Source organism: Polaribacter reichenbachii, assembly GCF_001975665.1.
GTDB classification, from domain to species: domain Bacteria; phylum Bacteroidota; class Bacteroidia; order Flavobacteriales; family Flavobacteriaceae; genus Polaribacter; species Polaribacter reichenbachii.
In genome coordinates this window covers 2,757,230-2,783,433 of record NZ_CP019419.1, presented here as the reverse complement: position 1 = coordinate 2,783,433, position 26,204 = coordinate 2,757,230, and the positions used below count along the sequence as shown (strand labels likewise).

Genomic DNA, 26,204 nt, shown 5'->3' with positions numbered 1-26,204 from the left:
ATATGAAGAAATTCATTTTTGTATGTATTTTTCTTTCTAGTTTAAATAACATCGCTCAAGAATATAATTTGAATGATTTAAAAGGTAAAGAACTTCATAATTCAATTCGTTTAAATTACATTTTAATTGATCAACCAGATAGAACTTACACTTATGGTGATGGAAGTACCTATACTTTAGATCCTAATATGGGTTTTTGGGGATTAAATTATAACATCCCTTTAAACGATTGGTTATATACTGGTGCTGGTTTTCACGGAGCAGCTTATGGAGATCAAGGTGGTTTATTTACATTAGGTGTAAACTTAGGTGTTAATTTTCCAATTTATAAAAACTTATCTTTTGATGCTAATGTCCACTTTGGTGGTGGAGGTGGTTTTAGAAGTTTAGTAAATGGCGGTGGGTTATTATACACAAATGCCGGTTTAAAATATGATACTAAAGATTTTTCTTTCGGACTTCAATATGGTAAAGTAGATTTCTTTACAGGGATACAAGGTGGAAATAATATTTCATTTTTTGTAGAAATACCAACTACTTTAAGAACTAGTTCTTATGCAAATGCTCAAAAATCTTTTATAGTAAATAATGAAAATAAAGATAAATTCTGGAAAAAACCGGCTGTAAAAAACGTACAACAAGTAACCTTTGATTATTTTTTCCCTATTGGTTCTTCTAGAAATGATGGAATTACAGTTTTTAACGATGCAACACCTTTAACTCAAACTTTAAGTCTTTTAGGTTTTGAATACCAAAGATATTTAACACAAAATACTTTTATTTATGCACACGTAGATGCTATGTATAGTGGTTTAGAAGCTGGTTTTATGGATGTCTTTTTCGGAATTGGTAAAAACTTAATTGAAACAAAATATGTTAACTTTTTTGCCAAATTGGGAGTTGGAGCTGCAGGTGGTAGAATTTACCCAGAAAATGGATTAACAGTTTACCCAAATGCAGGTTTTGATGTAAAACTAACAAAGAATTTTGGAGTGAGTGCTCACGGTGGATATCATAGAGCTATTGGTGGAATTTTTGAAGCTTATACTGCTGGTTTTAGTTTAAAATATTATGGTTTAAACGGAGGTACTACTGAACCTTTCACCAATAAAAAAGTATCAATAATAAAAACAAAAGGTATTCATATAGGGGTTCAAAATCAAACTTATTTTAAAGTTGCAAAAACAGATAGAAACCCTCTGGATCTTCAGTTAATCGCTATAAAAGTTCTATATGACATAAACCATATTTTTTATCTTTCAGGAGAAGCTTCATTTGCATATGAAGGTGAATCTGGTGGTTACGCTCACGGAATATTCGGAATAGGAATTAGAAGTAATAAATTTATAAACAATAAGTTTTCTTTATTTGCTGAAACTTCTGCAGGAGTTGCTGGTGGTGCAGGTGTAGATACAGGAGAAGGAATTTTAATAAGACCAACAGCAGGTATTAATTATCACTTAAATAGTGATTTATCTTTTCAAATTTCTGGTGGGCAATATATATCTGCATACGGCAATGTAAACTCAACAAATTTAAATATTGGCCTAACCTATAGTCTATCAATTTTAAATGCTAAAAAATAATTCATACTAAATTTATTTTAGTAAAACATCAATAAAAACGATTAAAATTAAAAAAATGAACAACGGAATTTATGCAAAATTCAAAACACCAAAAGGTGATATTTTAGTACAGTTAGAACACGAAAAAACACCTGGAACTGTTGGTAACTTTGTTGCCTTAGCAGAAGGTAATTTAGAAAACTCATCAAAAGAGCAAGGAACTCCTTATTATGATGGATTAAAATTTCATAGAGTAATTCCAGATTTTATGATTCAAGGAGGTTGCCCTCAAGGAACAGGAACAGGTAACCCTGGTTATAAGTTTGATGATGAATTTCACCCAGATTTAAAACATGATGCTCCTGGGAAATTAGCAATGGCTAATTCTGGACCAGCAACTAATGGTAGTCAATTTTACATAACTCATGTACCAACTCCTTGGTTAGATGGTAAACATACTGTTTTTGGTTCTGTTATTGAAGGGCAAGATGTTGTTGATGCTGTTGCACAAGGTGATGAAATGTCTGTAGAAATTATTAAAGTAGGTGAAGAAGCTGAAAACTTTAATGCTATAGAAGCTTTTAGAACTTTTGAAGGTGCTAGAGAAAAACGTGAAGCAGAAGCAAAAGCTGCTCAAAAAGAAATGTTAGACAAAGTTGCAGCTGGTTATGATGAAACTGCAAGCGGTTTACGTTATAAAGTTTTACAAAAAGGTGATGGAAAACAAGCCACAAAAGGAGCAAAAGTATCTGTTCATTATAAAGGACAATTATTAGATGGTACTGTTTTCGATTCTTCATACAAAAGAAAACAACCTATAGATTTTAATGTTGGTGTTGGCCAAGTAATTTCTGGTTGGGATGAAGGTATTCAATTATTAAAAGTTGGTGATAAAGCACGTATGGTAATTCCGTCTAATTTAGCATATGGATCTGCAGGAGCAGGAGGTGTAATTCCGCCTAATGCTACACTTATTTTTGATGTTGAATTAATGGATGTTAAATAACATTTAATTACAAATAATAAAAAATAAGCTCTCAATAATCGAGAGCTTATTTTTTTTATATCATAATTTTTATTAAATTAGATACTTAATATAAAAATCTCCCCCCAGATTCTAATATTTAATGGGACATTTTTTATAATTTTATAAAAATTATGTCAGAAGGAAAAATTAAAAAAACTTCTAATAGAATTAAATTACTGTCATTCTATGTAAGTATTGGAACTGCATGTATTACATTTTTCACAGCACTAATTGCATATTTTTTTGACCTCAATAATTTAGCTTATTACAATTTTTCTTCTATTTTCTTATATATTTATTGTGCTTTTCTTTCTAAAAAAGGCAAATTATTTTTTGCAAGAATACTTTACCTAATATTACTTAATCTAGGAATTACAATTACTGCTTCTTATATGGGTAGAGCAGCTAGTATAGAATATATGTTTTTATACTCTATAGCAATACCCTTTTCTATGTTTTCTTTTAGAACAGAAAAAATATACGTATATATATTTTCTTTTTTATCTGGAATATTATGGATACTTCTTGCATTTACAGATTTTAAATTAATTTCAAATATTCAATTAAATACTGATATTGCTAACAACTATATTTACCCTATTTCTGTAATTGGTACTTTTCTAATGATTATTTTACAGTTAATTTACTTTTCTATTTTAGGAACTAGATATTATAACAGAATACTAAATAAAAAACAAGAAGCTTTAGAAGCATCACAAGCTAAATCTAAATTTCTAAGCACTATGAGTCATGAAATTAGAACACCTTTAAATGCAATTATTGGGCTTTCTCATATACTTGGTAACAACGAACCCAAAAAGGATCAAATTCAAAATATTGAAGCTTTAAATTTTTCTGGCAAAACCTTACTTAATTTACTTAACAATGTATTAGACTTTAGTAAAATGCAATCAACAATAATAGAGTTAGATTCAATACATACTAATCTCTATAATGATGTTAAACAGATTATAAAAATTCATAAGCCAGCTTGTATAAAAAAAGGCATTTCATTGAATTTAGAAATTGATAATAACATACCTGCTATTTGTATTGATATAGTTCGTTTTAATCAGGTAATAAATAATTTAATATCTAATGCTATAAAATTTACTGATGAAGGAAGTGTAACATTAATCATAAAAAAAATAAATCAAAATAAAAGTAACATTACCTTAAATATCGAAGTTAAAGACACTGGTATTGGTATACCTATAAGTAAACAAGAAACAATTTGGGAAGCTTTTGCACAAGCATCAAATACAACAAATCGAATTTATGGAGGTACAGGTTTAGGCTTACCTATTGTAAAAAGTATTATTGAAGTTATGGGATCTAAAGTAAAAATCATAAGTTCAGAAGGTAAAGGAAGTAGATTTATGTTTGATTTAAATTTAAAAATTTCAGAAAAAATCGCTCCTACAAAAATCACTAAAGACAAAAATCATTTTTTTAAAAATAAAAAGGCTTTATTAGTTGATGACAACCTAATTAATATTATGGTTGGAAAACAAATTTTAGAACGTTCTAAATTAAAAGTAGAAGTTGCAAATGATGGATTGGCAGCTGTAAATAAAGTAAAACAAGAAGAATTTGACATCATTTTAATGGACATTCAAATGCCTATTATGGATGGATATACAGCAACTAAAGAAATAAGAATTTTTAATAAAACAACACCTATTATAGCACTTTCTGCTAATGTTTTTAGAGAAATAAAAGATAAAATAGAAGATTCTGGAATGAACGGTTTTATATTTAAACCATTTACTCCTGAAGAGCTATTAAACCAATTAGAAGAATTTTTAAGTAATTAAGATGTCTGAAACAGTTAAATTAAAATTTTCAACTAAAAGAATAAGAATAATTTTCACGCTTTCTTTAGTTTGTGCTGCTTTATCTTTTCTTTGGGCAATTATGACCTTTTTAATAGGTATTTACAGTTTAAGTTATTTTCTAATTGCTGTATCTATATTATTTATTACATCAGCATTTCTTTCTAAAAATAGGTTTCCAGGCGTTGCTCGAATACTTTTTATTTTACTTTTTAATATATCAATTACCTATGTTTCTTCTTATATAGGTAAGGGAGCAAGTGTAGAGTTCTTTTTAATGTTTGCTGTTGGTATTCCTTTTATCATATTCTCTCACAAAAGAGACAAAATTAAAATCTTTATATTTTCTTTAATCCCAATATTATTGTGGCTACTTCTTTTCATAACAGATTTTAAACTTTTTGTTGATGTCGAATTAAAAAATGCTACAAAAGTTAGAAATATTATTTATTATTTTTCAATAACAATAGGCCTTCTCTTAGTCGTTTTTCAGCTAATATTTTATTCTTATGGTAATGCACGAATAAACAAAAAAGCACACTCTACAAAACAAAAAGCTATTGATGCATCTAATGCTAAATCTCAGTTTTTAAGCACAATGAGTCATGAAATTAGAACACCATTAAACGCAGTTATTGGGTTATCTCATATATTAGGAGATAATAACCCTAGAAAAGATCAAGTTCAAAATATAGAAGCCCTTAATTATTCTGGTAAAATACTACTCAATTTACTTAACAATGTACTAGATTTTAGTAAAATGGAATCTACAAATATAGAATTAGACAATATTCCTATTAATCTTTATGATGCCATTAAACAAATCAAAAAAGTTCATGAAGCCTCTTGTTTAAAAAAAGGTTTAATTATGAATTTAGAAATTGACAAAAATATACCCATTGTTTGGTTAGATATTGTTCGCTTTAATCAAGTAATAAACAATTTAGTAGCTAATGCCATTAAATTTACAGAAAAAGGAAGCATAACTCTTAAAATTAAAAACGTTAAGCAAACAAAAAAAACGATAAGTTTATTAACAGAGATAATCGATACAGGTATTGGTATCCCTAAAGATAAACAAGAAACAATTTGGGAAGCATTTACGCAAGCTTCTAGCCAAACAAATAGATTATATGGTGGTACAGGACTGGGTTTACCAATTGTAAAAAGTATTGTAAAAGCTATGGGATCTAAAGTAAAAATCGATAGCGATATAAATAAAGGTAGTCGATTTTATTTTCAAATTTCTCTTAAAAAAGCATCTGCAAAAGAATTAGAAAAAACTAAAAAGAAAAAAACTTATAATTTTAAAGGCAAAAAAGCTTTATTAGTAGAAGACAATGATTTTAATGTGCTTGTAGGCAAACAAATATTGGAAAAAGTTAATCTAAAAGTTGAAATTGCAAGAGATGGATTAACTGCCCTAAATTTAGCTAAAGAAACAAATTTTGACATTATTCTTATGGATATTCAAATGCCAATTATGGATGGATATACTGCATCTAAAGAAATTAGAAAATTTAATAAAAAAACACCAATTTTAGCGCTCTCTGCCTCTGTTTTCATGAAAGCTAAAGATAAAATAAAAGAATGTGGAATGAATGGTTTTATCTACAAACCCTTTGATCCAGATGATTTACTTAAACAAATTCAAGAAGTTACTTCAATTGATTAATTTCTCTTAAGTTTTTTGTATATTTATGTTCTAGAAAACAAACAATGGCCGATTTCTCCCTAAGGCGTACACAAATGGTATTCACATTATCATTAATTACATCAGTAATTAGTGTTGTGTATATTTTTATAGCATTAAGCCTCAAATTAGACAATTTAGTATCACTACATTTAATTTGTATTTCCTTTTATTTATTATGTGCATACTTTTCTTGGAAAGGTAATTTAATAGAATCTAGAATAATATACCTTGTTATACTAAACATTGGTATTGTTACCTCTGCATCTTATGTAGGACAAGAAGGTGGTATGGAGTTTATGTTTATGTACTCTATGTGTTTACCTTTTATGATATTCTCTTTTAATAGAGAAAAAATATTTATCTTTTTATTCTGTATTACTGCAATTATACTCTGGGCTACTTTATATATTTCCGATTTCAATTTAATAGTAAATTCTAAAATTGATGTAGAACAGGCAGCAAAATTTATATATCCTGTTTCTATTATAATGACCTTATTTTTGGTTACATTTCAGTTATTTTATTATTCTCATTTAAATTTTAAAAACTTTTCTTCTATACACAATTATAGAGAAGATGCTATAGAAGCTTCTAATGCTAAGTCTAATTTTTTAAGTACAATGAGTCATGAAATTAGAACACCATTAAACGCTGTTATTGGTCTTTCTCATATTTTAGGAGACAACAATCCTAGAAAAGACCAAGTACAAAATATAGAAGCTTTAAATTATTCCGGAAAAATATTATTAAATTTATTAAACAATGTTTTAGATTTTAGTAAAATGCAATCTACTAAAATTCAATTAGATAATATTCCTACAGATTTATTATCTGCAACAAAACAGATAAAAAAAATACACGAGACATCTTGTTTAAAAAAGGGAATTATTATGAATTTAAAAATTGATAATGATATACCAATGATTTGGTTAGATATTGTTCGTTTTAATCAAGTGATTAATAATTTAGTAAGCAATGCTATAAAGTTTACAGATAAAGGAAGTGTTACTTTAAGAATAAAAAAAGAACAACAAACAGAAAACACATTAACTTTACTTACAGAAGTTATAGATACTGGTATAGGAATTCCTAAAGAAAAACAAAAAACAATTTGGGAAGCTTTTACACAAGCTTCTAGCTCTACAAATCGCTTATATGGTGGTACAGGTTTAGGTTTACCAATAGTAAAAAGCATTGTAAATTCAATGAATTCTGATGTAAAAATAGATAGTTTAATAGGTAATGGAAGTCGTTTTTATTTTAAGTTGGATTTAAAAATTGCATCAGAAAAAGAATTTCAAAAAACTACAGAAAAGAAAGTTCATAATTTTGAAGGTAAAACTATTCTATTAGTAGAAGATAATTTAATTAATGTAATGGTTGCCAAACAAATTTTAGAAAAAGCAAAACTTAACGTTGATGTTGCTAATGATGGATTAGCAGCTGTAAATATGGTAAAAGAAAAACATTATGATACCATTTTAATGGACATTCAAATGCCAATTATGGACGGTTATGAAGCATCCGTAGAAATTAGAAAATTTAATAGTAAAATACCAATATTAGCCCTTTCTGCATCCGTTTTTATGGAAGTTAAAGACAGAATAAACGAAAGTGGTATGAACGGTTTTATCTTTAAACCTTTTGAACCAGAAGACTTATTAAATCAAATTGAAGTAACCATAAACAGTTAATGAATATGAGAAAAAAGTATTCTCAAAGAAGGTTAAATCTTTTATTTACACTAGCATTAATACATGTTGGTCTTTCTTTACTCACTGTTTTTATAGCACATAACTTAGGGTTTACCTGGCTAAGAAACTACAATATATTTAATATTTTTATATATGTTATAGCAGCCACTATTGTAAAAAAAGGTTTGCTAAATTATGCCAGAGTAATTTATTTATTGGCAAGTAATTTTGGTATTGCTGTTATTGCTTCTTATGTTGGTAAATTTGGTAGTGTAGAGTTTATCTATATGTTTAATATTGGTTTACCTTTTATCTTATTTTCTTTTAGAAGAGAAAGGTTGCTAGTATTACTATTTACTATAGTTCCATTAATTTTATGGACACTTTTATTTATCACTGAATTTAGTTTATTTACAGATAGAAAATTAGATCCTGTAATTGCTAAAGAATTCATTTACCCAATATCAGTAGCAAGTGCAATTGGCTTAGTTATTTTTCAATTAATCTATTTTTTAATTCTGAATACAAAATATTTTAATAGAATAGAAAACAAAAAAATAGAAGCCATAGAAGCATCAAATGCAAAATCAGATTTTTTAAGCACAATGAGTCATGAGATAAGAACTCCTTTAAATGCTGTTATTGGTTTATCACATATTTTAGGTGATGATAACCCAAGAGAAGATCAGGTTCAAAACATCGAAGCACTCAATTATTCTGGTAAAATATTATTAAACTTATTAAACAATGTACTAGATTTCAGCAAGATGCAATCTACTACAATAGAATTAGATAACATTCCGACTAATTTATTAATTGCAACAAAACAGATTAAAAAAATTCATGAAGCTTCTTGTTTACGTAAAGGAATTACAATGAACTTAGAAGTTGATGAAGACATACCAGTAGTTTGGTTAGATGTTGTTCGATTTAACCAAGTAATAAATAATCTTGTAACAAATGCCATTAAATTTACAGATGTTGGTAGTGTTACTTTAAGAATAAAAAAAGTAAATCAGATTGGTAAAAGTAAATTAACATTGCTTACAGAAATTATTGATACTGGAATAGGAATACCAAAAGATAAACAAGGCACCATTTGGGAAGCCTTTACACAAGCATCAACTAATACAAATCGTTTATATGGTGGTACTGGTTTAGGTTTACCTATTGTAAAAAGCATTGTAAACACTATGGGTTCTGATGTAATGATTGATAGTGAAATGGGCAAAGGAAGTCGTTTTTATTTTGAAATTGATTTAGAAATTGCATCAGAAAAAGAACTAAAAAAGACGATTAGGAAGAAGAAGTATAATTTTGAAGGTAAGAAAGTTCTGTTAGTAGAAGACAACCTTATAAATGTGATGGTTGGTAAACAGATTTTAGAAAAATCTAAACTAACTGTAGATGTTGCTAATGACGGGGCAGTTGCCGTAACAAAAATAAAAGAAAACGATTATGATGTTGTACTTATGGACATTCAAATGCCAGTTATGGATGGTTATACAGCTACAAAAGAAATTAGAAAATTTAATAAAAGAATACCAATCTTAGCCCTTTCTGCTTCCGTTTTTATGGAAGTAAAGGACAAGATTAGTGAATGTGGTATGAATGGTTTTATCTTTAAGCCTTTCGATCCGCAAGATTTACTAGACCAAATTGAAGCTGCTATAAAAAAATAGCTACTACATCATTGCAGCAGCTATCTTTTTATAAGTTCCGTTTTCTAAGTTTTCTCTAATTGCAGAAAAAGCAATTATAGTTTCATCAATATCTTCTTGAGTATGTGTTGCTGTTGGTATTAATCTTAAAATAATTAATCCTTTAGGTATTACAGGATACACAACAATAGAACAAAAAATACCGTGATTTTCTCTTAAATCATTAACCATAGCCATTGCTTCTGGTATATCTCCTTTTAAGAATACTGGTGTTATACAAGTTTGCGTAGTCCCTAAATCGAAACCAGCATTACGTAAACCAGATTGCAGTGCATTAGTATTTTGCCATAATTTTTCTTTTAATTCTGGCATTGTTCTAATCATATCCAAACGTTTTAATGCACCTTTAACCATTGCCATAGGTAATGATTTTGCAAACATTTGCGATCTTAAATTATATTGCAAAAACTGTATTACATCTTTATCTCCTGCTAAAAAGGCTCCAATTCCTGCCATAGATTTAGCAAAAGTTGCAAAATAAACATCTATATCATCTTGTACACCTTGCTCAAAACCAGTTCCTCTACCTCCCTCTCCAAGAGTTCCAAAACCATGAGCATCATCTACTAATAATCTAAAATTATATTCTTTTTTAAAAGCGATGATTTCTTTTAAACGTCCTTGCTCTCCTCTCATTCCAAAAACTCCTTCTGAAATCACTAAAATTCCACCTCCAGATTTTTCTGCAACTCTTGTAGCACGTTTAATGTTTTTCTCAAAACTCTCCATATCATTGTGTCTGTAAACAAAACGTTTACCTGCATGCAAACGAACACCATCAATAATACAAGCGTGTGTATCCATATCATACACAATAACATCGTTTTTTGTAACCAAAGCGTCTATTGCAGACATGATACCTTGGTATCCAAAATTTAATAAATATGCTTTTTCTTTATCTACAAATTCTGCACATTCACGTTCTAATTGTTCATGTAAAGGTGTATGTCCAGACATCATTCTAGCTCCCATTGGGTAAGCCATTCCATGTTCTAAAGCTGCTTCTCCGTCAACCTTTAAAACTTCAGGATGATTTGCTAAACCTAAGTAATCATTAATACTCCAGGTAACAACTTTTTTACCATTAAAAGACATTCTATTAGAAATAGGTCCTTCTAATTTAGGAAAAACATAATATCCTTCTGCTTGGTCTGCCCATTTTCCTAAAGGCCCTTTATCCGCTACAATTCTATCAAATAAATCTTTCGTCATTTTCTGTATTTTTGATTTTCTTAAGTGGTGCAAATTAACCGCTTTTTTTGCAGTTTATCAAATTGTTAAGAAAATCTATGTTTTTATATAAATCCTTGTTCTTTCATCCAAGAATCATTGTAAATTTTGTTCATATATCTAGAACCATGATCTGGAAAAATTAAAACTACAACACTATCTTCATTAAAATAATCTTGTTTTTCGTATTGCCTAGCAGCTTGTAAAACTGCTCCACAAGTGTAACCACAAAAAATACCTTCTTTATTTGTAATTTCTCTTGCTGCAAAAGCTGCTTCTTTATCACTTACTTTTTCGTAAATATCTATTACATCAAAATTGGTAGCAGTAGGAATTAAATTCTTACCCAAACCTTCTATTTTATAAGGCGCAACTTCATTTAAATCTAATTGACCTGTTTCATGATATTTCTTTAAAACTGAACCAATTGCATCTACACCTAAAACTTTAACATTAGGGTTTTGCTCTTTTAAATATTTACCTGTACCTGATATTGTACCTCCTGTACCACTAGCTACAATTAAATGCGTTATTTTACCTTTGGTTTGTTCCCAAATTTCTGGACCAGTTGTTCTGTAATGTGCATCGATATTTAATTCATTAAAATACTGATTAATATATACAGAGTTTGGTGTTTTTTTGTGAATGCTTTTTGCAACTTCGTAATAAGATCTTGGGTCTGCTGCAGGAACATTAGCAGGACAAACATGTACCTCTGCACCCATTGTTTGAAGCAAATCTATTTTATCTTGAGATGATTTATCTGATACTGCTAAAATACATTTATAGCCTTTTACCAAACCAATCATTGCTAAACTATACCCTGTATTACCAGAAGTTGTCTCTACAATTGTTGCTCCTTTTTTTAATATTCCTTTTTTTTCTGCATTTTCTACGATGTGAAGCGCTATTCTGTCTTTTTGGGATAATCCAGGATTAAATGCCTCTAATTTAGCGTAATATCTACCTTTTAATTTTTTTGTAACTCTTTGGAGTTTTACCATAGGTGTTTCCCCTACCAGATCTAAAATAGTATTGCTAATTCCTTGATTTCTAGTCATTTTAACATTTTAAAAAGTAAAACATCTTTAGAGTTTTAACGAAAAACAAAATTATTAGTAATTGCAAATTGTTAGTTTTCGTTTAACGATGTTTAATTTTTAATAAGCCACAAAAATACGCAACCTTATTGAATAATAAAATTGATTTTAAGGCTTAATTTATTATATTTTTAATTTGTTTTCTAAAGCTAAAAAGAATGTATAATCTTTTGCAGTTTCTTTTAATGCTTCAAACCTACCAGATGCACCTCCATGACCTGCTTCCATATTAGTATGCAACATCAATAAATTATTGTCTGTTTTTAATTCTCTTAATTTTGCAACCCATTTTGCAGGTTCCCAATATTGTACTTGAGAATCGTGAAAACCAGTTGTTATTAACATATTTGGATAGGCTTTAGCTTCAACTTGATCGTAAGGAGAATACGATTTTATATAATCGTAAAATTCCTTTTCATTTGGGTTTCCCCATTCATCATACTCACCTGTTGTTAAAGGTATAGAATCGTCTAACATTGTAGAAATAACATCAACAAAAGGTACAGCTGCAATAATTCCATTATACAATTCAGGATTCATATTTACAATAGCTCCCATTAACAAACCACCTGCAGAACCACCCATTGCATATAAATGTTTGGCTGATGTATATTTATGATCAATTAAAAATCTAGAGCAATCAATAAAATCGTAGAAGGTGTTTTTCTTATTTAGCATTTTACCATCATCATACCAGTTTCTGCCTAAATATTCACTACCTCTAATATGTGCTAATGCATAGACAAAACCTCTATCTAAAAGACTTAAACGTGTTGTAGAAAAACTATCTGGAATTGTATAACCATAAGAACCATAAGCATATTGTAAAAGCGGTGTGTTTTCATCGAGCTTTGTATCTTTATGATAAACCAAAGAAATGGCCACTTTTTTTCCATCTCTTGCTGTTGCCCAAACTCTTTCGCTTTTGTAGTTGTTTTTATCAAACTTTCCTCCTAAAACCTCTTGTTCTTTTTTAATATCTTTAGATTTATCATCCATATTAAAATCGATTACAGAACTTGGTGTAGTAAAAGAATTGTAAGAATAACGAATTACATCTGTATCAAATTCTGGATTACCATATACATTTGCAGCATATGTTTCTTCATCAAAAGGCAAATAGTAATCTTCGGTTTCATCCCAACGTTTTATTCTAATTTTATTTAAGCCATTTGTACGTTCTTCAAGCACCAAATAATCTTTAAAAATTGAAAAATCTTCTAATAATGTATCTTCTCTATGAGGAATTACATCTACCCAATTTTCTTTAGTTGTTTTATCAACAGAAGTTTTCATCAACTTAAAATTGGTAGCATTATCTTTATTGGTTAATAAATAAAAGTGGTCTTTATAATGTGCAACATTATACTCTAAATCTTGCTCTCTTTCTTGTAGCATTGTAAATGCTCCTGTAGGATTATCTGCATCTAAATATTGAGCTTCTGTAGAAAGTGTACTATAAGACCCAATTATAATGTATTTTTCTGATTTAGATTTGGTAACATAAGTACCAAAAGTTTCATCTTTTTCGTGATAAACCTCTACATCTTCTGATGCTGGTGTGCCTAAAACGTGTCTAAAAATCTTTTCGCTTCTTAAAGTTACAGGATTCTTTTTGGTATAAAAAAACGTTTTATTATCATTTGCCCAAACAGAACCACCTGTTGTATTATCTATAATATCTTTATAAATCTCACCTGTTTCTAGGTTTTTAATTCTTAAAAAATATTGCCTTCTACTTACTGTATCTGTTGCAAAAACAGCCAATTTATTATCCGAAGAAATATTTAAACCACCTAATTGATAATAATCGAAACCTTTTGCAAATTCATTTACATTAAAAATAACTTGCTCTTCTGCATTTAAATCTCCTTTTTTTCTTGAATAAATTGGGTATTGACTCCCAATTTCAAAACGTGTTATATAATAATAACCGTTCTTTTTATAAGGCACAGAAGAATCGTCTTCTTTAATTCTGCCTTTCATCTCTTCAAATAATTCTTCTTGAAAAGTTTTAGAAAAGTCAGTTATTTTATCATAATAAGTATTTTCTGCTTCTAAATAATCAATAACTTTTTGAGTTTGTTCATCTTTAACTTCCGATAATTTTTGTTCGTCAGACAAACGCATCCAAAAATAGTTGTCTATTCTTACATCATTATGTTTCTCTAATTTTACGGGTTGTTTTTCTGCAATGGGCTGTTTTGCATCTGAACTTTTCATCATTTTATCATTTTTTAAAAGCGAAAGCAAAAGTAAGACTTAATATTAAAGTTAAAACTATTATTTTCTGGTTTTTGAGCGATTACATTTCTTTACGAATTTGTAAATTTGTTTTTAAATAACTGAAAAAAAAGAAAAATTATGTTTGGAGACTTATCAGGAATGATGGATAAACTTAAAAAAGCGCAAGAAGAAGTAGAAAAAACCAAAGTTAGGTTAGATTCTGTTTTAATTGATGAAACTTCTGCGGATGGTAAAATTAAAGTAACTTTAACTGCTAATAGAAACATTAAATCTATTGCAATTGATGATTCTTTACTTACTGATGCTGAAGAGTTAGAAGATTTTTTAATTATCACTTTAAATAAAGCCATTGAAAAGGCTTCTAAAATTAACGTAACAGAAATGGCTTCTGCTGCTAAAAGTGGAATGCCAAACATACCTGGAATGTGATAAATTAAATATAAAATGCACCTAAATTTAGAAGATTATATGTTACCCTGTTTAAGCAAAACCTTTTTTGGTTTAGAATGCTTGGGCTGCGGTTTTCAAAGATCTTTTTTATTATTAATAAATGGTAATTTTATTGATGCTTTTAAAATGTACCCTGCAGTTTATACACTTATTGGCTTATTTTTATTCATTTTATTAAATTTTAAACTCAAGTTTAAACATTCAAAAAAAATAATTAGTAGATTAGCGTACCTAAATTTATCAATTATGATAATTAATTATCTAATAAAAATCAATTTTTAAAACCAAATGAAGAAATTAAACACTACCCTAATCTATGTATTATCATCTGTAAGTCTCTTGTGCTGTTGCTTTTTTGGGCTTGGAATCCTTTTAGCATTACCTTCTTTTTTAATTGCTAATAAAAAATTTAAAGAAGCCACGCAATATCCGGAAGAATTTGATGCTGAAGAAGTAAAAGCAATGTCAACTGCAAGAACATTTGCACTAGTTGCGTTAGCTATTAATGGTTTATGGTTTATTTATAGTGTATATAGTTTTGCGACAATGGATACAGAAGCTTTTTGGGAAGAGTTTAATAAAAGAATGGAAGAATATCAGTAAAATTAAATTTTTACTACCTATATATAATATCCAAATATTTTCTTACTGAAAGTATTTGGATATTTTTTTTACTAGTATTTGAGTTACATTTAACATCATATAAACAAAGAAGATTTTGTATTTCAACTAACTTTGTGATTGAATTAAATAACTACAGTTTATAATGGAGAAAAAGAAAAAATCTTTAGAAAAAAGAATATTAAAATGGAGTTTAATAACCTTATTAGTTTTAATAATTGGGCTTTTTTCTATTCCGTTTTTATTTAAAGATAAAATTGTAGAAATGGTTTCTAATACCATCAACAATAATATAAATGCAACAGTAACTTTTAAAGAAACAGATTTAAGTTTGTTCCGTAATTTTCCTCTAGCAAGTATTAATGTAAATGATATTGTAGTTGCAAATAAAGCTGAATTTAAAGGAGATACTTTGTTTAAAGCAGAAAGTTTAGATTTTAGTATGAAAATTACTGAACTCTTTAAAAAAGCAGATGAAACCATAGAATTAAATAGTATTGCAACCAAAAATGGCCAAGTAAACATTATTTTTAATGAGCAAAATGTAGGTAATTATGATATTGCCATAGAAACTGAAGAAACATCTACAACAACCAATAACAATTCTTTTTCTTTTGATATTCAAGAATATGAATTAGAAAATATGGAGTTTAATTACATTGATAGAAGCTCTGATTTAAAGCTACAATTAAAAAATATCAATCATCAAGGAAATGGAAATTTTGCAGAAGATGTTTTAGATTTAGACACCAAAACAGAAGCAATTCTGTCTTTAGATATGGCAAATACTAACTATTTACACGATGTAGCCATTTCTTTGGATGCTGTTTTGGGAATTGATTTAAAAAATAGCAAATACACCTTTAAAGAAAACACAGGTTACATAAATCAATTACCATTAAATTTTGATGGCTATATTCAATTAGTTGATGAAAACCAGCTATATGACATCAATTTTAAAACACCAACATCAGAATTTAAAAATTTATTAGCACTTTTACCAAAACAATATTCAGGTAATTTAAATGCGATAAAAACTGAAGGTAATTTCGATTTAAATGGTACTGTAAAAGGTATTTTGTCTCAAGATAAAATACCGGCTTTTAATATTTCTTTTTCTTCTAAAAATGCAATGTTTAAATATGATGATTTACCAAAAGCTGTAAAAAATATAAATATTGATGCTAAAGTCATTAACAAAACTGGTTTAACAAAAGACACTTATGTAAATATAGATCAATTAACTTTTAAGATTGATGAAGATGTTTTTGCAACCAATGGTAGCATTGCAAACTTAACTACAAATCCGAATGTAAATTTAAGCGCAAAAGGAAAAATTAATTTAGAAAACATTGGTAAAGTTTATCCTGCTCCTGCTGATTTAGATCTAGCTGGAATTTTAAATGCAGATGTTTCTACAAGTTTCGATATGAATTCCGTTGAAAAAGGTTTGTATAAAAACATTAAAAATACAGGTACAATTAGTGTAAACAACTTTAAATATGATGGAAATGATGTTGCAAACGCATTTATAATCAATAAAACCGAAGTAAGTTTTAATACCAATACTATAAAACTAAACGAGTTTGATGCAAAAACTGGGAATTCTGATATTTCTGTAAGGGGGAATTTGGATAATTTCTACGGATTTCTTTTTAACAAAGAAGTTTTAAAAGGGAATTTCAATTTAAATTCTAACAACTTTAAAGTTGCAGATTTCTTAACAGAATCTACTTCAACAGAAGAAACGAATACACAAAATAGTCAACTTAAAATTCCTGCTTTTTTAGATTGCAAATTTGTAGCAAATGCTAAAAATGTGGTTTATGATGATATAAATTTAAAAAATGTTTCTGGTACTATTTATGTAAAAGACGAAGCTGTAAATCTTCAAAATTTAAAAACTGATGTTTTTGGCGGTAAAATTGGTTTTGATGGTAATGTCTCTACAAAAGGAGCTACCTCAACTTTTGATATTGATTTAAAATTAAACCAATTAAGTGTAGCTCAGTCTTTCTCTAATTTAGAAATGCTAAAATCTATTGCTCCAATTGCAAATACAATTCAGGGTAATTTTAATTCAACAATAAAAGTTGCTGGTAATTTAAATGAAGATATGACTCCGAATTTAAAAACCATAACAGGTGATTTATTTGGTAAATTATTAGATCCAAAACTAAATGCAAGTAACTCTAAAGTACTAAGTTTATTAAGTAATAAAGTTTCTTTTTTAGATGCTGACAAATTAAATTTAGACGGAATAAATGCTTATTTATCCTTCGAAAACGGAACAGTAAATGTTAAACCAATTCCGTTAAAATATAAAGACATTGGTATAGAAATTTCTGGTAATCATAGTTTTGATCAATCTATAAATTACAATATTATGTTCGATGTTCCTGTAAAATATTTAGGTTCAGAAGTAACTAGCTTACTAGCAAAATTATCACCTAAAGACGCTGCAGAAGTAAAAAGTGTGCCTGTAAAAGCGAATTTAACAGGTAGTTTTACAAGTCCTAATTTTTCTACAAATATTAAAGATGCTACTTCCAATTTAATAAATGATTTGGTAGAAAAGCAAAAACAAAGTTTACTAAATCAAGGTAAAAACAAATTAAATAGCTTATTAAACATTAATAAAAACGATAAGGATTCTACAGAAACAAAAGAAAATACTACTGATAAAATTAAAGGAGTTTTAGGTAATCTTTTTAGCAAAAAGAAAACAGATACTACAAAAAACAATAAGCAGTAAAAGTTGTACTTTTAAGGTATGAAAAATAAATTACGAATCGTTTTAATATTGTTTGTAATTTATTTGTGTTCATTTTTCTTTTATGGCAAAAACACTTTAGGGTTACAAATAATAACAAACAAAACTTTTGTAAAAAAACAAGATTCTATACAAATTCATATTTTTGATTTAGAGGATTATCTAAAAAATCAAAGAGAAATTGTTAGCATTTTAAAAGACAAAGGTTTTAATGATGTTACAGTAAATTACGAACGTAATTTCTGGAATAATATGAACCTTATCTATTGGATAAAATTAGAGCAATTATCTCCTTTTGTAAATTTTACTTATGATGGTTTCTTCAAAGAAAATGAAATATCAGAAGAATATGAAAGTATTTATGTTTGGTGTTTTTTTAGATGGATAAAAATCTACAAAAGCAAAAACAGAGCTACTTATTAATTTAAAGTAAAGAACCAGCAACCAAAGAAAAACCTATTAAAAGCACATATAAAGAAATCATTATAATTGTTAACACTCCAATAAATTTATAGTGCGATTTTAAATTCTGAAAAGCATCAGCTAAAATATCATCATTTTTATCTGCTAAAGCTAATTTCATTTTTCTAGAAAATTTAAATAAATACAATACAGGCATAACATACAATAAGGCCATAACTAAATAGGTAATCATTACTCCTAAACTTATAGAAGCAACACCTTGTTGTTGCCCAACCATATCTAACATTGGTGCATAAATTGTACCTAATAGAATTGCACCAATCACTAAAAAAGCTATTCCTATAAACCCAATAATAGAAAAGAAAAATGTCCATTTAGAAATTTCTCTTAAAAAATTTTTAGAATCTGATGTTAAAACGATTTGCTCTAATTGTGTAAGTGGACTGTGCATAATATTTTATTCTTTACTTCAAAAATAGAAAAAAGAAGCCACAAAATCCCAAATATTTTTTGGCGATTTTGTGGCTGTAATTTATTACTGTATTTTCTAGTATTAACAGAAAACGCTTAGTTAAACTCAGTAATCGTTTTTTTAATAATGCTAATACAATCTTTTAATTGTTCTTCATTCATTACCAAAGGTGGCGCAAAACGAATAATATTTCCGTGAGTTGGTTTTGCTAACAAACCATTATCTCTTAATTTTATACAAATATCCCAAGCTGTAGAACTATCTTCAGAATCGTTTATTAAAATTGCGTTCAATAAACCTTTACCTCTAACAGATTCTACTAAATGATTGTTTTTACAGAATTCTGTTAATTCAGCTCTAAAAATTTCACCTAATTTATTAGCATTTTCTGCTAATTTTTCATCAGCTACAACATTTAAAGCAGCAATTGCAACAGCAGATGCAATAGGGTTACCACCAAAAGTAGAACCGTGATTACCAGGTTTAATTACATTCATAATAGTATCATTTGCCAAAACAGCAGAAACAGGATAAGCGCCTCCACTTAAAGCTTTTCCTAAAATTAAAACATCAGGTTGTACATCTTCGTGATCTACTGCTAACATTTTACCAGTTCTTGCAATTCCTGTTTGTACTTCATCAGCAATAAATAAAACGTTATAATCTTCACATAATTTCTTTGCTGCTTTTAAATAACCTTCAGAAGGTACATAAACACCAGCCTCCCCCTGAATTGGCTCCACTAAAAAAGCGGCCACATTTGGGTTATTTTCTAAAGCTTCTTGTAATTCTTGTAAATTATCGTATTCTATTTTGATAAATCCTTTTGTGTAAGGACCAAAATTTTTCTTAGCTACAGGATCATTAGAAAATGAAATAATTGTAGTTGTTCTTCCGTGAAAATTATTTTCACAAACAATTATTTCTGCTTTGTTTTCGTCTATTCCTTTTACTTCGTACGCCCATTTTCTGGCTAACTTTAAAGCAGTTTCTACAGCTTCTGCACCTGTATTCATAGGTAATAATTTGTCGAAACCAAATAAATCTGTAGCGAATTTCTCGTATTTACCTAACATATCATTGTAAAAAGCACGAGAAGTTAAGGTTAATGTTTTTGCTTGACTAACCATAGCATCTACAATCTTTTGATGACAATGACCTTGATTTACAGCTGAATAAGCTGATAAAAAATCGTAATACTTTTTACCTTCTGCATCCCAAACATATACGCCTTCTCCTCTACTTAAAACTACAGGAAGTGGATGATAGTTGTGAGCACCATACTTGTTTTCTAATTCAATCGCTTCTTGCGATGTTAATTTGTCTAAAACAGCCATTTTAAAATAGTTTAATGTTTTAGTATATCACTAAAACCATATTCGAAAACATTATTTTTAGTTTTCAAATAAATTAATAAATAATTAAACTCGATAAACGAGTAAATAACCATTCCTGTTCTACCTTTATCCTTTCAGTGAGTACCGAAAATTCAGCGTGGGAAAGAAATCATCCCCGAAGTTTTACAAAAATAATAAATTTTATTCTTTAAATATTTAATTTTAAAATAAATAGTATTTTAAGAATATTAAGTGACCCTTTAAATTATAATGTGTCTAAAAAATTATAACTTGCACCCCCTTAAAAACTAATAATAATTTAAAATTATTTTACTTATGAAAAAACACTTAATAGTGCTATTATTTATAGCAACAATAGTTGGTTGTAAATCGACTTCTGTAGTAAATACTAAAGTTGATAATAAAACAGAACGCATTTTAAAAGGAAACTGGACAATTACTTCTGTTAATTATCCTGGATCTGATTATATAAAAGTAGAATCATTTTACTTAGCAGATTCTAAATGTTTTGTAAACAGCAACTGGAATTTTATTTCGAATAATAATAAAGGAGATATGAAACTAAATAACTCAAGCAGTGCTTGTATCGATTATAGTTCTCCTATTACCTGGTATTTAAACAAAGAGGGGCAATTTGTGCTAAAATTCACTAACGATTATAAAGCTAAAGAAGTAAGTAATGGTTTTGTTTTAACTATTAATAACGTAACAGAAACTAGCTTCGATTTAGTTGATAAAATTAATGTTGCAGGCAGCATTAAAAGCATAACTTATACTTTTCAAAAAAATTAAATTAAAAACACAATGAAAAAAACAATCATATATAGTTTAGCGATTTTAGTAATAGCTGCAAGTACATTAACTTCTTGCGAAGCAACAAAAAATGCAAATAACACTCAAAAAGGAGCTGGAATTGGGGCTGCTGCAGGTGCCATTTTGGGTGCAGTAATTGGTAACAACGTTGGTAACAAGAAGAACTCAGAATTAGGCGCAGTTTTAGGTGGAGTTATTGGTGGTGTTGCTGGTGGTGTTATTGGTAATAAAATGGATAAACAAGCTCGTGAAATTCAAGAAGCAATTCCTGGTGCAGAAGTAGAAAGAGTTGGAGAAGGTATTATGCTAACTTTAGGTGAAAACGCTGTTCGTTTTGATACTAATAAATCTACTTTAACAGCAACTGCCAAAGGGAATTTAGATAAATTGGTTCCTGTTTTAAATAATTATGAAAACACAAATATTGTAATTTATGGTTATACAGATAGTACAGGTAGAGTTGAATACAACCAAATGTTATCAGAAAAAAGAGCGAATTCTGTAAAAGATTATTTAGCTGCAAATGGGGTAGATAATGCTCGTTTCGAAACAAAAGGTTTGGGTATAAATGACCCTATTGCAACCAACGAAACTGCAGAAGGTAGAAGCAAAAACAGACGTGTTGAATTTGCTATTGTAGCCAATGAAGAAATGATTAAAGAAGCACAACAAGAAGCAAAACAATAATAGTTATAAAATTTAATAAAGAAGACTACTCATTTGAGTGGTCTTTTTTTGTTTAAAGAAATTATATTTTGTCTAATTTTGCAACCTTATAAATAATTGAAAATGCCACGTAGAGAACGAAATAAATTTGTAAAAAGAAATCAAATTTTAGAATTAAAAATTGAAGATTACGCTTTTGGAGGAAAAGGAATTGCAAGAATCCATTCTGATGAAGGTAGTTTTGTTGTATTTGTACCTAATACTTTGCCTGGACAATTGGTAAAAGCACAGATAAAAAAATCGAGCAAAAAATACGCTGAAGCTAAATTAATTGATGTTTTAGCACCTTCAGAAAATGAAATTGAAGTTCCGTTTCAAGATATTCCTGGAGCTCCTTATATTCAATTACCTATTGATTTACAACATCAATATAAAAAAGAAAGTACATTATCTCTTTTTAAAAGAATTGGTAAAGTAGAAAATATCGAAGATTTGTTTGATGAATTTATTACTTCTCCAAATGTATTTCACTATAGAAATAAAATGGAATATGGTTTTTCTGCAATTGGTTATGATAGAGTTGCCAAAAGAGATAAAGACGAATTTACCCTAGGTTTTAAAAGACGTGGAGTTTGGTGGATGGGAGATAATCTAGAAAAAGATTCAGGTTTATTTGATAAAGAATTTGAAGACAATTTAAAAAACATCAGAAAATATTGTTTTGATACTGGTTTAGATCCTTGGCACGGACCCAAAAAAGAAGGTTTTTTCAGGTATTTTGTAGTAAGAAAATCGTTTAAAACTAATGAATTATTATTCAATTTAGTAACTACTTCTTATGATTTACCAAAGTTCGATTTAAATAAATTTGCTAGTTTTTTAGTAAACCTTTTTGGTGATAGAGTTGCTGGTTTATTACATACTATAAATGATGAAGTTGGCGATAGAACTATTGCAACTTCTGGAAGTATTGATTTAGTTTATGGAAAAGACAAAATTGTAGAAGAATTATTAGGCTTAAATTTTGAAATTAGTATGAAAAGCTTTTTTCAAACCAACCCTAAATCCGCAGAAAAATTATACTCAAAAGTAGTTGATTATGTTTTAGAAGATAAATCTAAAGTAGACAATACTGTAGTTATGGATTTATTTTGTGGTACAGGAACTATTGGGCAAATTATAGCATCAGAAAGTGATAATGCAAAAATTGTTGGTGTAGATATTGTTGCATCTGCTATTGAAGATGCCAAGAAAAACGCAAAGAGAAATAATATTGAAGGTTTAAAATTTTATGCTGCTGATGTTGGTAAGTTTTTAACTCATCATCCAGAATATAAAAATAAAATAAAAACAATAATTTTAGATCCTGCAAGAGCAGGAATTATGCCAAAAACTTTGAAAAAAATAATTGATTTAAATGCAGACAGAATGGTGTATGTTTCTTGTAACCCTGCAACACAGGCAAGAGACACAGAATTATTAAGAGAAGCTGGTTATGTAATTAAAAAAATTAGTTTGGTAGATCAATTTCCTCATACAGCACATATAGAAACTGTTGTTTTGTTCGAGAAATGTTAAATCAGTTAATTATTTGTGAAGTTTTAGGCATATTTCTTAAAATGAAACTATTTTAGCAACAAATAAAACCTCCAAAAATGAAAAAACTTACGAACTCAGAAATTGAAAACAAAATAGAAAACCTAACTGATTGGGAATTTTATGATAATGCATTGCATACTGATTTTGAATTCGATAATTTTAAAGATTGTATGTCTGCTATGAACAGAATTGCGTTTGAATGCGAAGCACTAAATCATCATCCAGAATGGACAAATGTTTACAATACTTTAGACATTTTACTAACAACACACGATGCAGGAGGCGTAACAGAATTAGATTTTAAATTGGCAAAAGCCATTAATAGAATCGTAGAAGTTGAAGAATAATATATGAGAAAAATATTTGGTTTTCTTTTTTTAATGGTCATTATAATTTCGGGTTGTGAAAAGGACGATTTCTGTATTAAGAATCCTGTAACACCAAAATTAATTCTCCGTTTTTATGATGATGCAGATAGAAGCACCATAAAAACAGCAGATGATCTTTATGTATGGTCTGGTACTAAAGATAGTATTTTTGAAAACATATCTACAGATTCTTTGGTAATTCCACTAAACACAAATACAAATCAAACCATTTATAGTTTATCTAAAGGAGATGTAGTTGAACAATTTACCATTGATTATACTCCAGAAAACGAATATGTTTCTCGTTCTTGTGGTTATAAAATAATATTTAACAATGTTAGTTTTACTACAGATAATTCTTGGATAACCGATTTTACACAAATAGAAACAGCAATAGACAATCAAAATACAGCACATGTTCAAGTATTTCATTAATATTTTCTTGCTTTTTATAGTTGTTGATGCTTTTTCTCAAGAACAAGAACTAGACGAAGCCACTACTTCTAAAGATTCTATTGTATATAAATCTCCATACGGAATTCGATTGGGCGTAGACATTAGTAAACCTATAAAAGCATCTGTAGATGGTGCTTATAATAGTGGTTTCGAAATTGTAGGAGACTATAGAGTAACAAAACGACTTTTTATAGCTGCAGAACTTGGTTTTGAAGATGAAACAAATGCAGAAGAATATACAAATTCAACAGCTAAAGGCAGTTATATTAGATTAGGTATAAATTATAATGCCTATGAAAATTGGTTAGATATGAATAACGAAGTTTTTATGGGCTTTAGATATGGTTTTAGTATTTTCGACCAAACTTTAAACCATTATACACCAAATGTTGTTAATGGTGAAGATAATGGCGTCCCATATTTCCCAGCAACTCTAGTTACTACAGATACAACTACAAATTTAAATGCACATTGGACCGAATTTATGTTTGGTTTTAAAGTTGAAACTTTCACAAATTTTTACCTTGGTGCAAGTTTTTCTTACAAAGTATTAATCAGCGCAAAAGAGCCTGAAAACTTTAAAACTTTATATGCCCCAGGTTTTAATAGAATTTTTGAAACTGGTACAGGTTTTGGTTTTAATTATACTTTATCTTACTTAATTCCGTTTTCAAAAAAATAATTATTTAGGAATCTTTAATTTTTTAACATTAAAAAATTGAATATTTAAAATAGCTCTTATATTTTTACGAATTAACGAAACCTTTTTTTTGTAACTTTAAACCCGCTTGTTAAATAGCTCATTAATAATGAATCAAATACCTAGTGTAAATTTAGCCGATTTTTTATCCGAAGATAAAAATAGAAAACAAAAATTTATCAATGAAATTGGACACGCCTATGAAAACATAGGTTTTGTTGCCTTAAAAGGACATTTTTTAGATGATAATTTAGTAGATAATTTATATAAAGAAATTAAAAACTTTTTTGATTTACCTACAGAAATAAAAGAAAAATATGAGATTCCAGGAATTGGAGGTCAAAGAGGATATGTTTCTTTTGGTAAAGAATCTGCGAAAGGTAAAAAAGAAGGCGATTTAAAAGAGTTTTGGCATTTTGGACAATATGTAGATGAAGATTCTAAATATGCCAATGAATATCCAGATAATGTAAATGTAGAAGAATTACCAAAATTTAACGAAGTTGGTAAAGAAACCTATAAGATGTTAGAGAAAACAGCGAAGTATGTTTTACGTTCTTTGGCTTTACATTTAGGTTTAGATGAGGTTTATTTTGATGATTATATTAAAAATGGAAATAGCATTTTAAGACCTATTCATTACCCCCCAATAAAAACAGAACCAAAAGGAGCAGAAAGAGCAGCAGCACACGGAGATATAAACTTGATTACCTTATTGATGGGTGCTCAAGGAAAAGGATTACAAGTTCAAAACCATAATGGAGATTGGATTGATGCTATGGCTGAACCCGATGAATTAATGATTAATGTTGGTGATATGTTATCGAGACATAGTAATAACAAATTAAAATCTACAATTCATAGAGTTACAAATCCGCCAAAAGAAATGTGGAGTACATCTCGTTATTCTATTCCGTTTTTTATGCATCCAGTTTCAGATATGAAACTAAATGTTTTAGAAAATTGTATTGATGAGAATAATCCTAAAAAATTCGATGACATTACAGCTGGTGAGTTTTTAGATGAACGTTTAAGAGAATTAGGATTAAAGAAATAATGGATTTAAAAGATCAATTAAAAAACCTGTTTCCTGAGCATAAAGAAACTCAAGAACCAGCAGTAAAAAAATCAAATATTTGGTTACAAGAAGATCCTATAATATGTAAATATGAAAAGCGTAAAGGAAAACCAATTACAATATTAGAAGGTTATACTGGAGCAACTTCAGATTTTAAAATTTTAGCAAAAGAAATTAAAACAAAACTTTCTGTTGGAGGTAGTTTTAAAGATGAAAAAATCATTATTCAGGGTGATTATAGAGATAAAATAATGACAATGCTAAAAGAAAAAGGGTTTAAAGTAAAACGCGTAGGCGGGTAAATTTTAATCA

Annotated in this window: 24 protein-coding genes; 19 read left to right on the top strand and 5 right to left on the bottom strand. The window is 28.5% G+C overall.

All coding sequences use genetic code 11. From position 1 onward, the window contains the following. Nucleotides 1–2: 2 nt before the first annotated feature. The 6 genes from BW723_RS11705 (at nt 3) to BW723_RS11680 (ending at nt 9,499) form a co-directional block, all read left to right on the top strand. Nucleotides 3–1,586: a hypothetical protein gene (locus tag BW723_RS11705; RefSeq protein WP_068365221.1), complete on the top strand. Its 1,584-nt coding sequence runs from the start codon at nt 3–5 to the stop codon at nt 1,584–1,586. 55 nt (nt 1,587–1,641) lie between these two features. After that, nucleotides 1,642–2,571, top strand: a complete 930-nt coding sequence (locus BW723_RS11700; RefSeq protein ID WP_068364573.1) for a peptidylprolyl isomerase — start codon at nt 1,642–1,644, stop codon at nt 2,569–2,571. Nucleotides 2,572–2,723: 152 nt separating this feature from the next. Beyond that, the gene (locus BW723_RS11695) at nt 2,724–4,409 is read left to right on the top strand and encodes a response regulator (protein WP_068364575.1); all 1,686 of its coding nucleotides are present in this window, start codon (nt 2,724–2,726) and stop codon (nt 4,407–4,409) included. Between the two features lies 1 nt (nt 4,410). Then, nucleotides 4,411–6,102: an ATP-binding protein gene (locus tag BW723_RS11690; protein WP_068364578.1), complete on the top strand. Its 1,692-nt coding sequence runs from the start codon at nt 4,411–4,413 to the stop codon at nt 6,100–6,102. A gap of 74 nt (nt 6,103–6,176) precedes the next feature. Beyond that, complete coding sequence (locus tag BW723_RS11685; RefSeq protein WP_139059143.1) at nt 6,177–7,817, top strand: response regulator; 1,641 nt, start codon at nt 6,177–6,179, stop codon at nt 7,815–7,817. Nucleotides 7,818–7,822: 5 nt separating this feature from the next. After that, nucleotides 7,823–9,499: a response regulator gene (locus BW723_RS11680; RefSeq protein ID WP_068365224.1), complete on the top strand. Its 1,677-nt coding sequence runs from the start codon at nt 7,823–7,825 to the stop codon at nt 9,497–9,499. A gap of 3 nt (nt 9,500–9,502) precedes the next feature. Here the strand turns inward: BW723_RS11680 and BW723_RS11675 are convergent, their stop codons facing one another. The 3 genes from BW723_RS11675 to BW723_RS11665 form a co-directional block, all read right to left on the bottom strand. Continuing rightward, on the bottom strand, nt 9,503–10,750 hold the full coding sequence (locus tag BW723_RS11675; RefSeq protein ID WP_068364584.1) for an aminotransferase class I/II-fold pyridoxal phosphate-dependent enzyme: 1,248 nt from the start codon (nt 10,748–10,750) through the stop codon (nt 9,503–9,505). Between the two features lie 83 nt (nt 10,751–10,833). After that, nucleotides 10,834–11,829 carry a PLP-dependent cysteine synthase family protein gene (locus tag BW723_RS11670; protein WP_068364587.1) on the bottom strand — a complete coding sequence of 332 codons (996 nt, stop codon included), beginning with the start codon at nt 11,827–11,829 and terminating at the stop codon, nt 10,834–10,836. 162 nt (nt 11,830–11,991) lie between these two features. Then, nucleotides 11,992–14,091 carry a S9 family peptidase gene (locus BW723_RS11665; protein WP_068364589.1) on the bottom strand — a complete coding sequence of 700 codons (2,100 nt, stop codon included), beginning with the start codon at nt 14,089–14,091 and terminating at the stop codon, nt 11,992–11,994. A gap of 141 nt (nt 14,092–14,232) precedes the next feature. Between BW723_RS11665 and BW723_RS11660 the strand changes: the two genes are divergently transcribed. From BW723_RS11660 to BW723_RS11640, 5 genes are all read left to right on the top strand, one after another. Then, complete coding sequence (locus BW723_RS11660) at nt 14,233–14,544, top strand: YbaB/EbfC family nucleoid-associated protein (RefSeq protein ID WP_068364591.1); 312 nt, start codon at nt 14,233–14,235, stop codon at nt 14,542–14,544. Between the two features lie 15 nt (nt 14,545–14,559). Next, on the top strand, nt 14,560–14,847 hold the full coding sequence (locus BW723_RS11655; RefSeq protein ID WP_068364593.1) for a DUF2752 domain-containing protein: 288 nt from the start codon (nt 14,560–14,562) through the stop codon (nt 14,845–14,847). Nucleotides 14,848–14,853: 6 nt separating this feature from the next. Next, nucleotides 14,854–15,168, top strand: coding sequence for a CCC motif membrane protein (locus BW723_RS11650; RefSeq protein ID WP_068364597.1), 315 nt, complete (start codon nt 14,854–14,856; stop codon nt 15,166–15,168). 163 nt (nt 15,169–15,331) lie between these two features. Then, complete coding sequence (locus BW723_RS11645) at nt 15,332–17,941, top strand: AsmA-like C-terminal region-containing protein (protein WP_068364600.1); 2,610 nt, start codon at nt 15,332–15,334, stop codon at nt 17,939–17,941. 18 nt (nt 17,942–17,959) lie between these two features. Beyond that, nucleotides 17,960–18,382, top strand: coding sequence for a hypothetical protein (locus BW723_RS11640; RefSeq protein ID WP_068364603.1), 423 nt, complete (start codon nt 17,960–17,962; stop codon nt 18,380–18,382). Nucleotide 18,383: 1 nt separating this feature from the next. Here the strand turns inward: BW723_RS11640 and BW723_RS11635 are convergent, their stop codons facing one another. Continuing rightward, nucleotides 18,384–18,833 carry a DUF5362 family protein gene (locus BW723_RS11635; protein ID WP_068364606.1) on the bottom strand — a complete coding sequence of 150 codons (450 nt, stop codon included), beginning with the start codon at nt 18,831–18,833 and terminating at the stop codon, nt 18,384–18,386. Nucleotides 18,834–18,949: 116 nt separating this feature from the next. Then, complete coding sequence (rocD, locus tag BW723_RS11630) at nt 18,950–20,191, bottom strand: ornithine--oxo-acid transaminase (RefSeq protein ID WP_068364609.1); 1,242 nt, start codon at nt 20,189–20,191, stop codon at nt 18,950–18,952. A 336-nt stretch (nt 20,192–20,527) separates the two neighbouring features. On the opposite strand from rocD, the gene BW723_RS11625 reads away from it, so the two are divergent. The 8 genes from BW723_RS11625 (at nt 20,528) to BW723_RS11590 (ending at nt 26,194) form a co-directional block, all read left to right on the top strand. Continuing rightward, a complete protein-coding gene (locus BW723_RS11625; protein ID WP_068364612.1) occupies nt 20,528–21,004 on the top strand; it encodes a lipocalin family protein in 477 nt (158 codons plus the stop codon). A 12-nt stretch (nt 21,005–21,016) separates the two neighbouring features. Further along, complete coding sequence (locus BW723_RS11620; protein WP_068364615.1) at nt 21,017–21,712, top strand: YiaD family glycine zipper/OmpA-like lipoprotein; 696 nt, start codon at nt 21,017–21,019, stop codon at nt 21,710–21,712. Nucleotides 21,713–21,814: 102 nt separating this feature from the next. Beyond that, the gene (rlmD, locus tag BW723_RS11615) at nt 21,815–23,269 is read left to right on the top strand and encodes a 23S rRNA (uracil(1939)-C(5))-methyltransferase RlmD (RefSeq protein WP_068364618.1); all 1,455 of its coding nucleotides are present in this window, start codon (nt 21,815–21,817) and stop codon (nt 23,267–23,269) included. 77 nt (nt 23,270–23,346) lie between these two features. Next, nucleotides 23,347–23,637, top strand: a complete 291-nt coding sequence (locus tag BW723_RS11610) for a 4a-hydroxytetrahydrobiopterin dehydratase (RefSeq protein WP_068364621.1) — start codon at nt 23,347–23,349, stop codon at nt 23,635–23,637. 3 nt (nt 23,638–23,640) lie between these two features. Continuing rightward, entirely contained in the window at nt 23,641–24,093 is a 453-nt protein-coding gene (locus BW723_RS11605; RefSeq protein ID WP_068364624.1) for a DUF6452 family protein, read from the top strand. Continuing rightward, nucleotides 24,074–24,796, top strand: a complete 723-nt coding sequence (locus BW723_RS11600) for a DUF6048 family protein (RefSeq protein WP_068364628.1) — start codon at nt 24,074–24,076, stop codon at nt 24,794–24,796. Before BW723_RS11605 ends, BW723_RS11600 begins: the two co-directional genes overlap by 20 nt. Before the next feature lie 127 nt (nt 24,797–24,923). Beyond that, the gene (locus BW723_RS11595; protein WP_068364632.1) at nt 24,924–25,871 is read left to right on the top strand and encodes an isopenicillin N synthase family dioxygenase; all 948 of its coding nucleotides are present in this window, start codon (nt 24,924–24,926) and stop codon (nt 25,869–25,871) included. Continuing rightward, complete coding sequence (locus BW723_RS11590) at nt 25,871–26,194, top strand: translation initiation factor (RefSeq protein WP_068364635.1); 324 nt, start codon at nt 25,871–25,873, stop codon at nt 26,192–26,194. The genes BW723_RS11595 and BW723_RS11590 overlap by 1 nt, the downstream gene beginning before the upstream one ends. Nucleotides 26,195–26,204 lie beyond the last annotated feature (10 nt).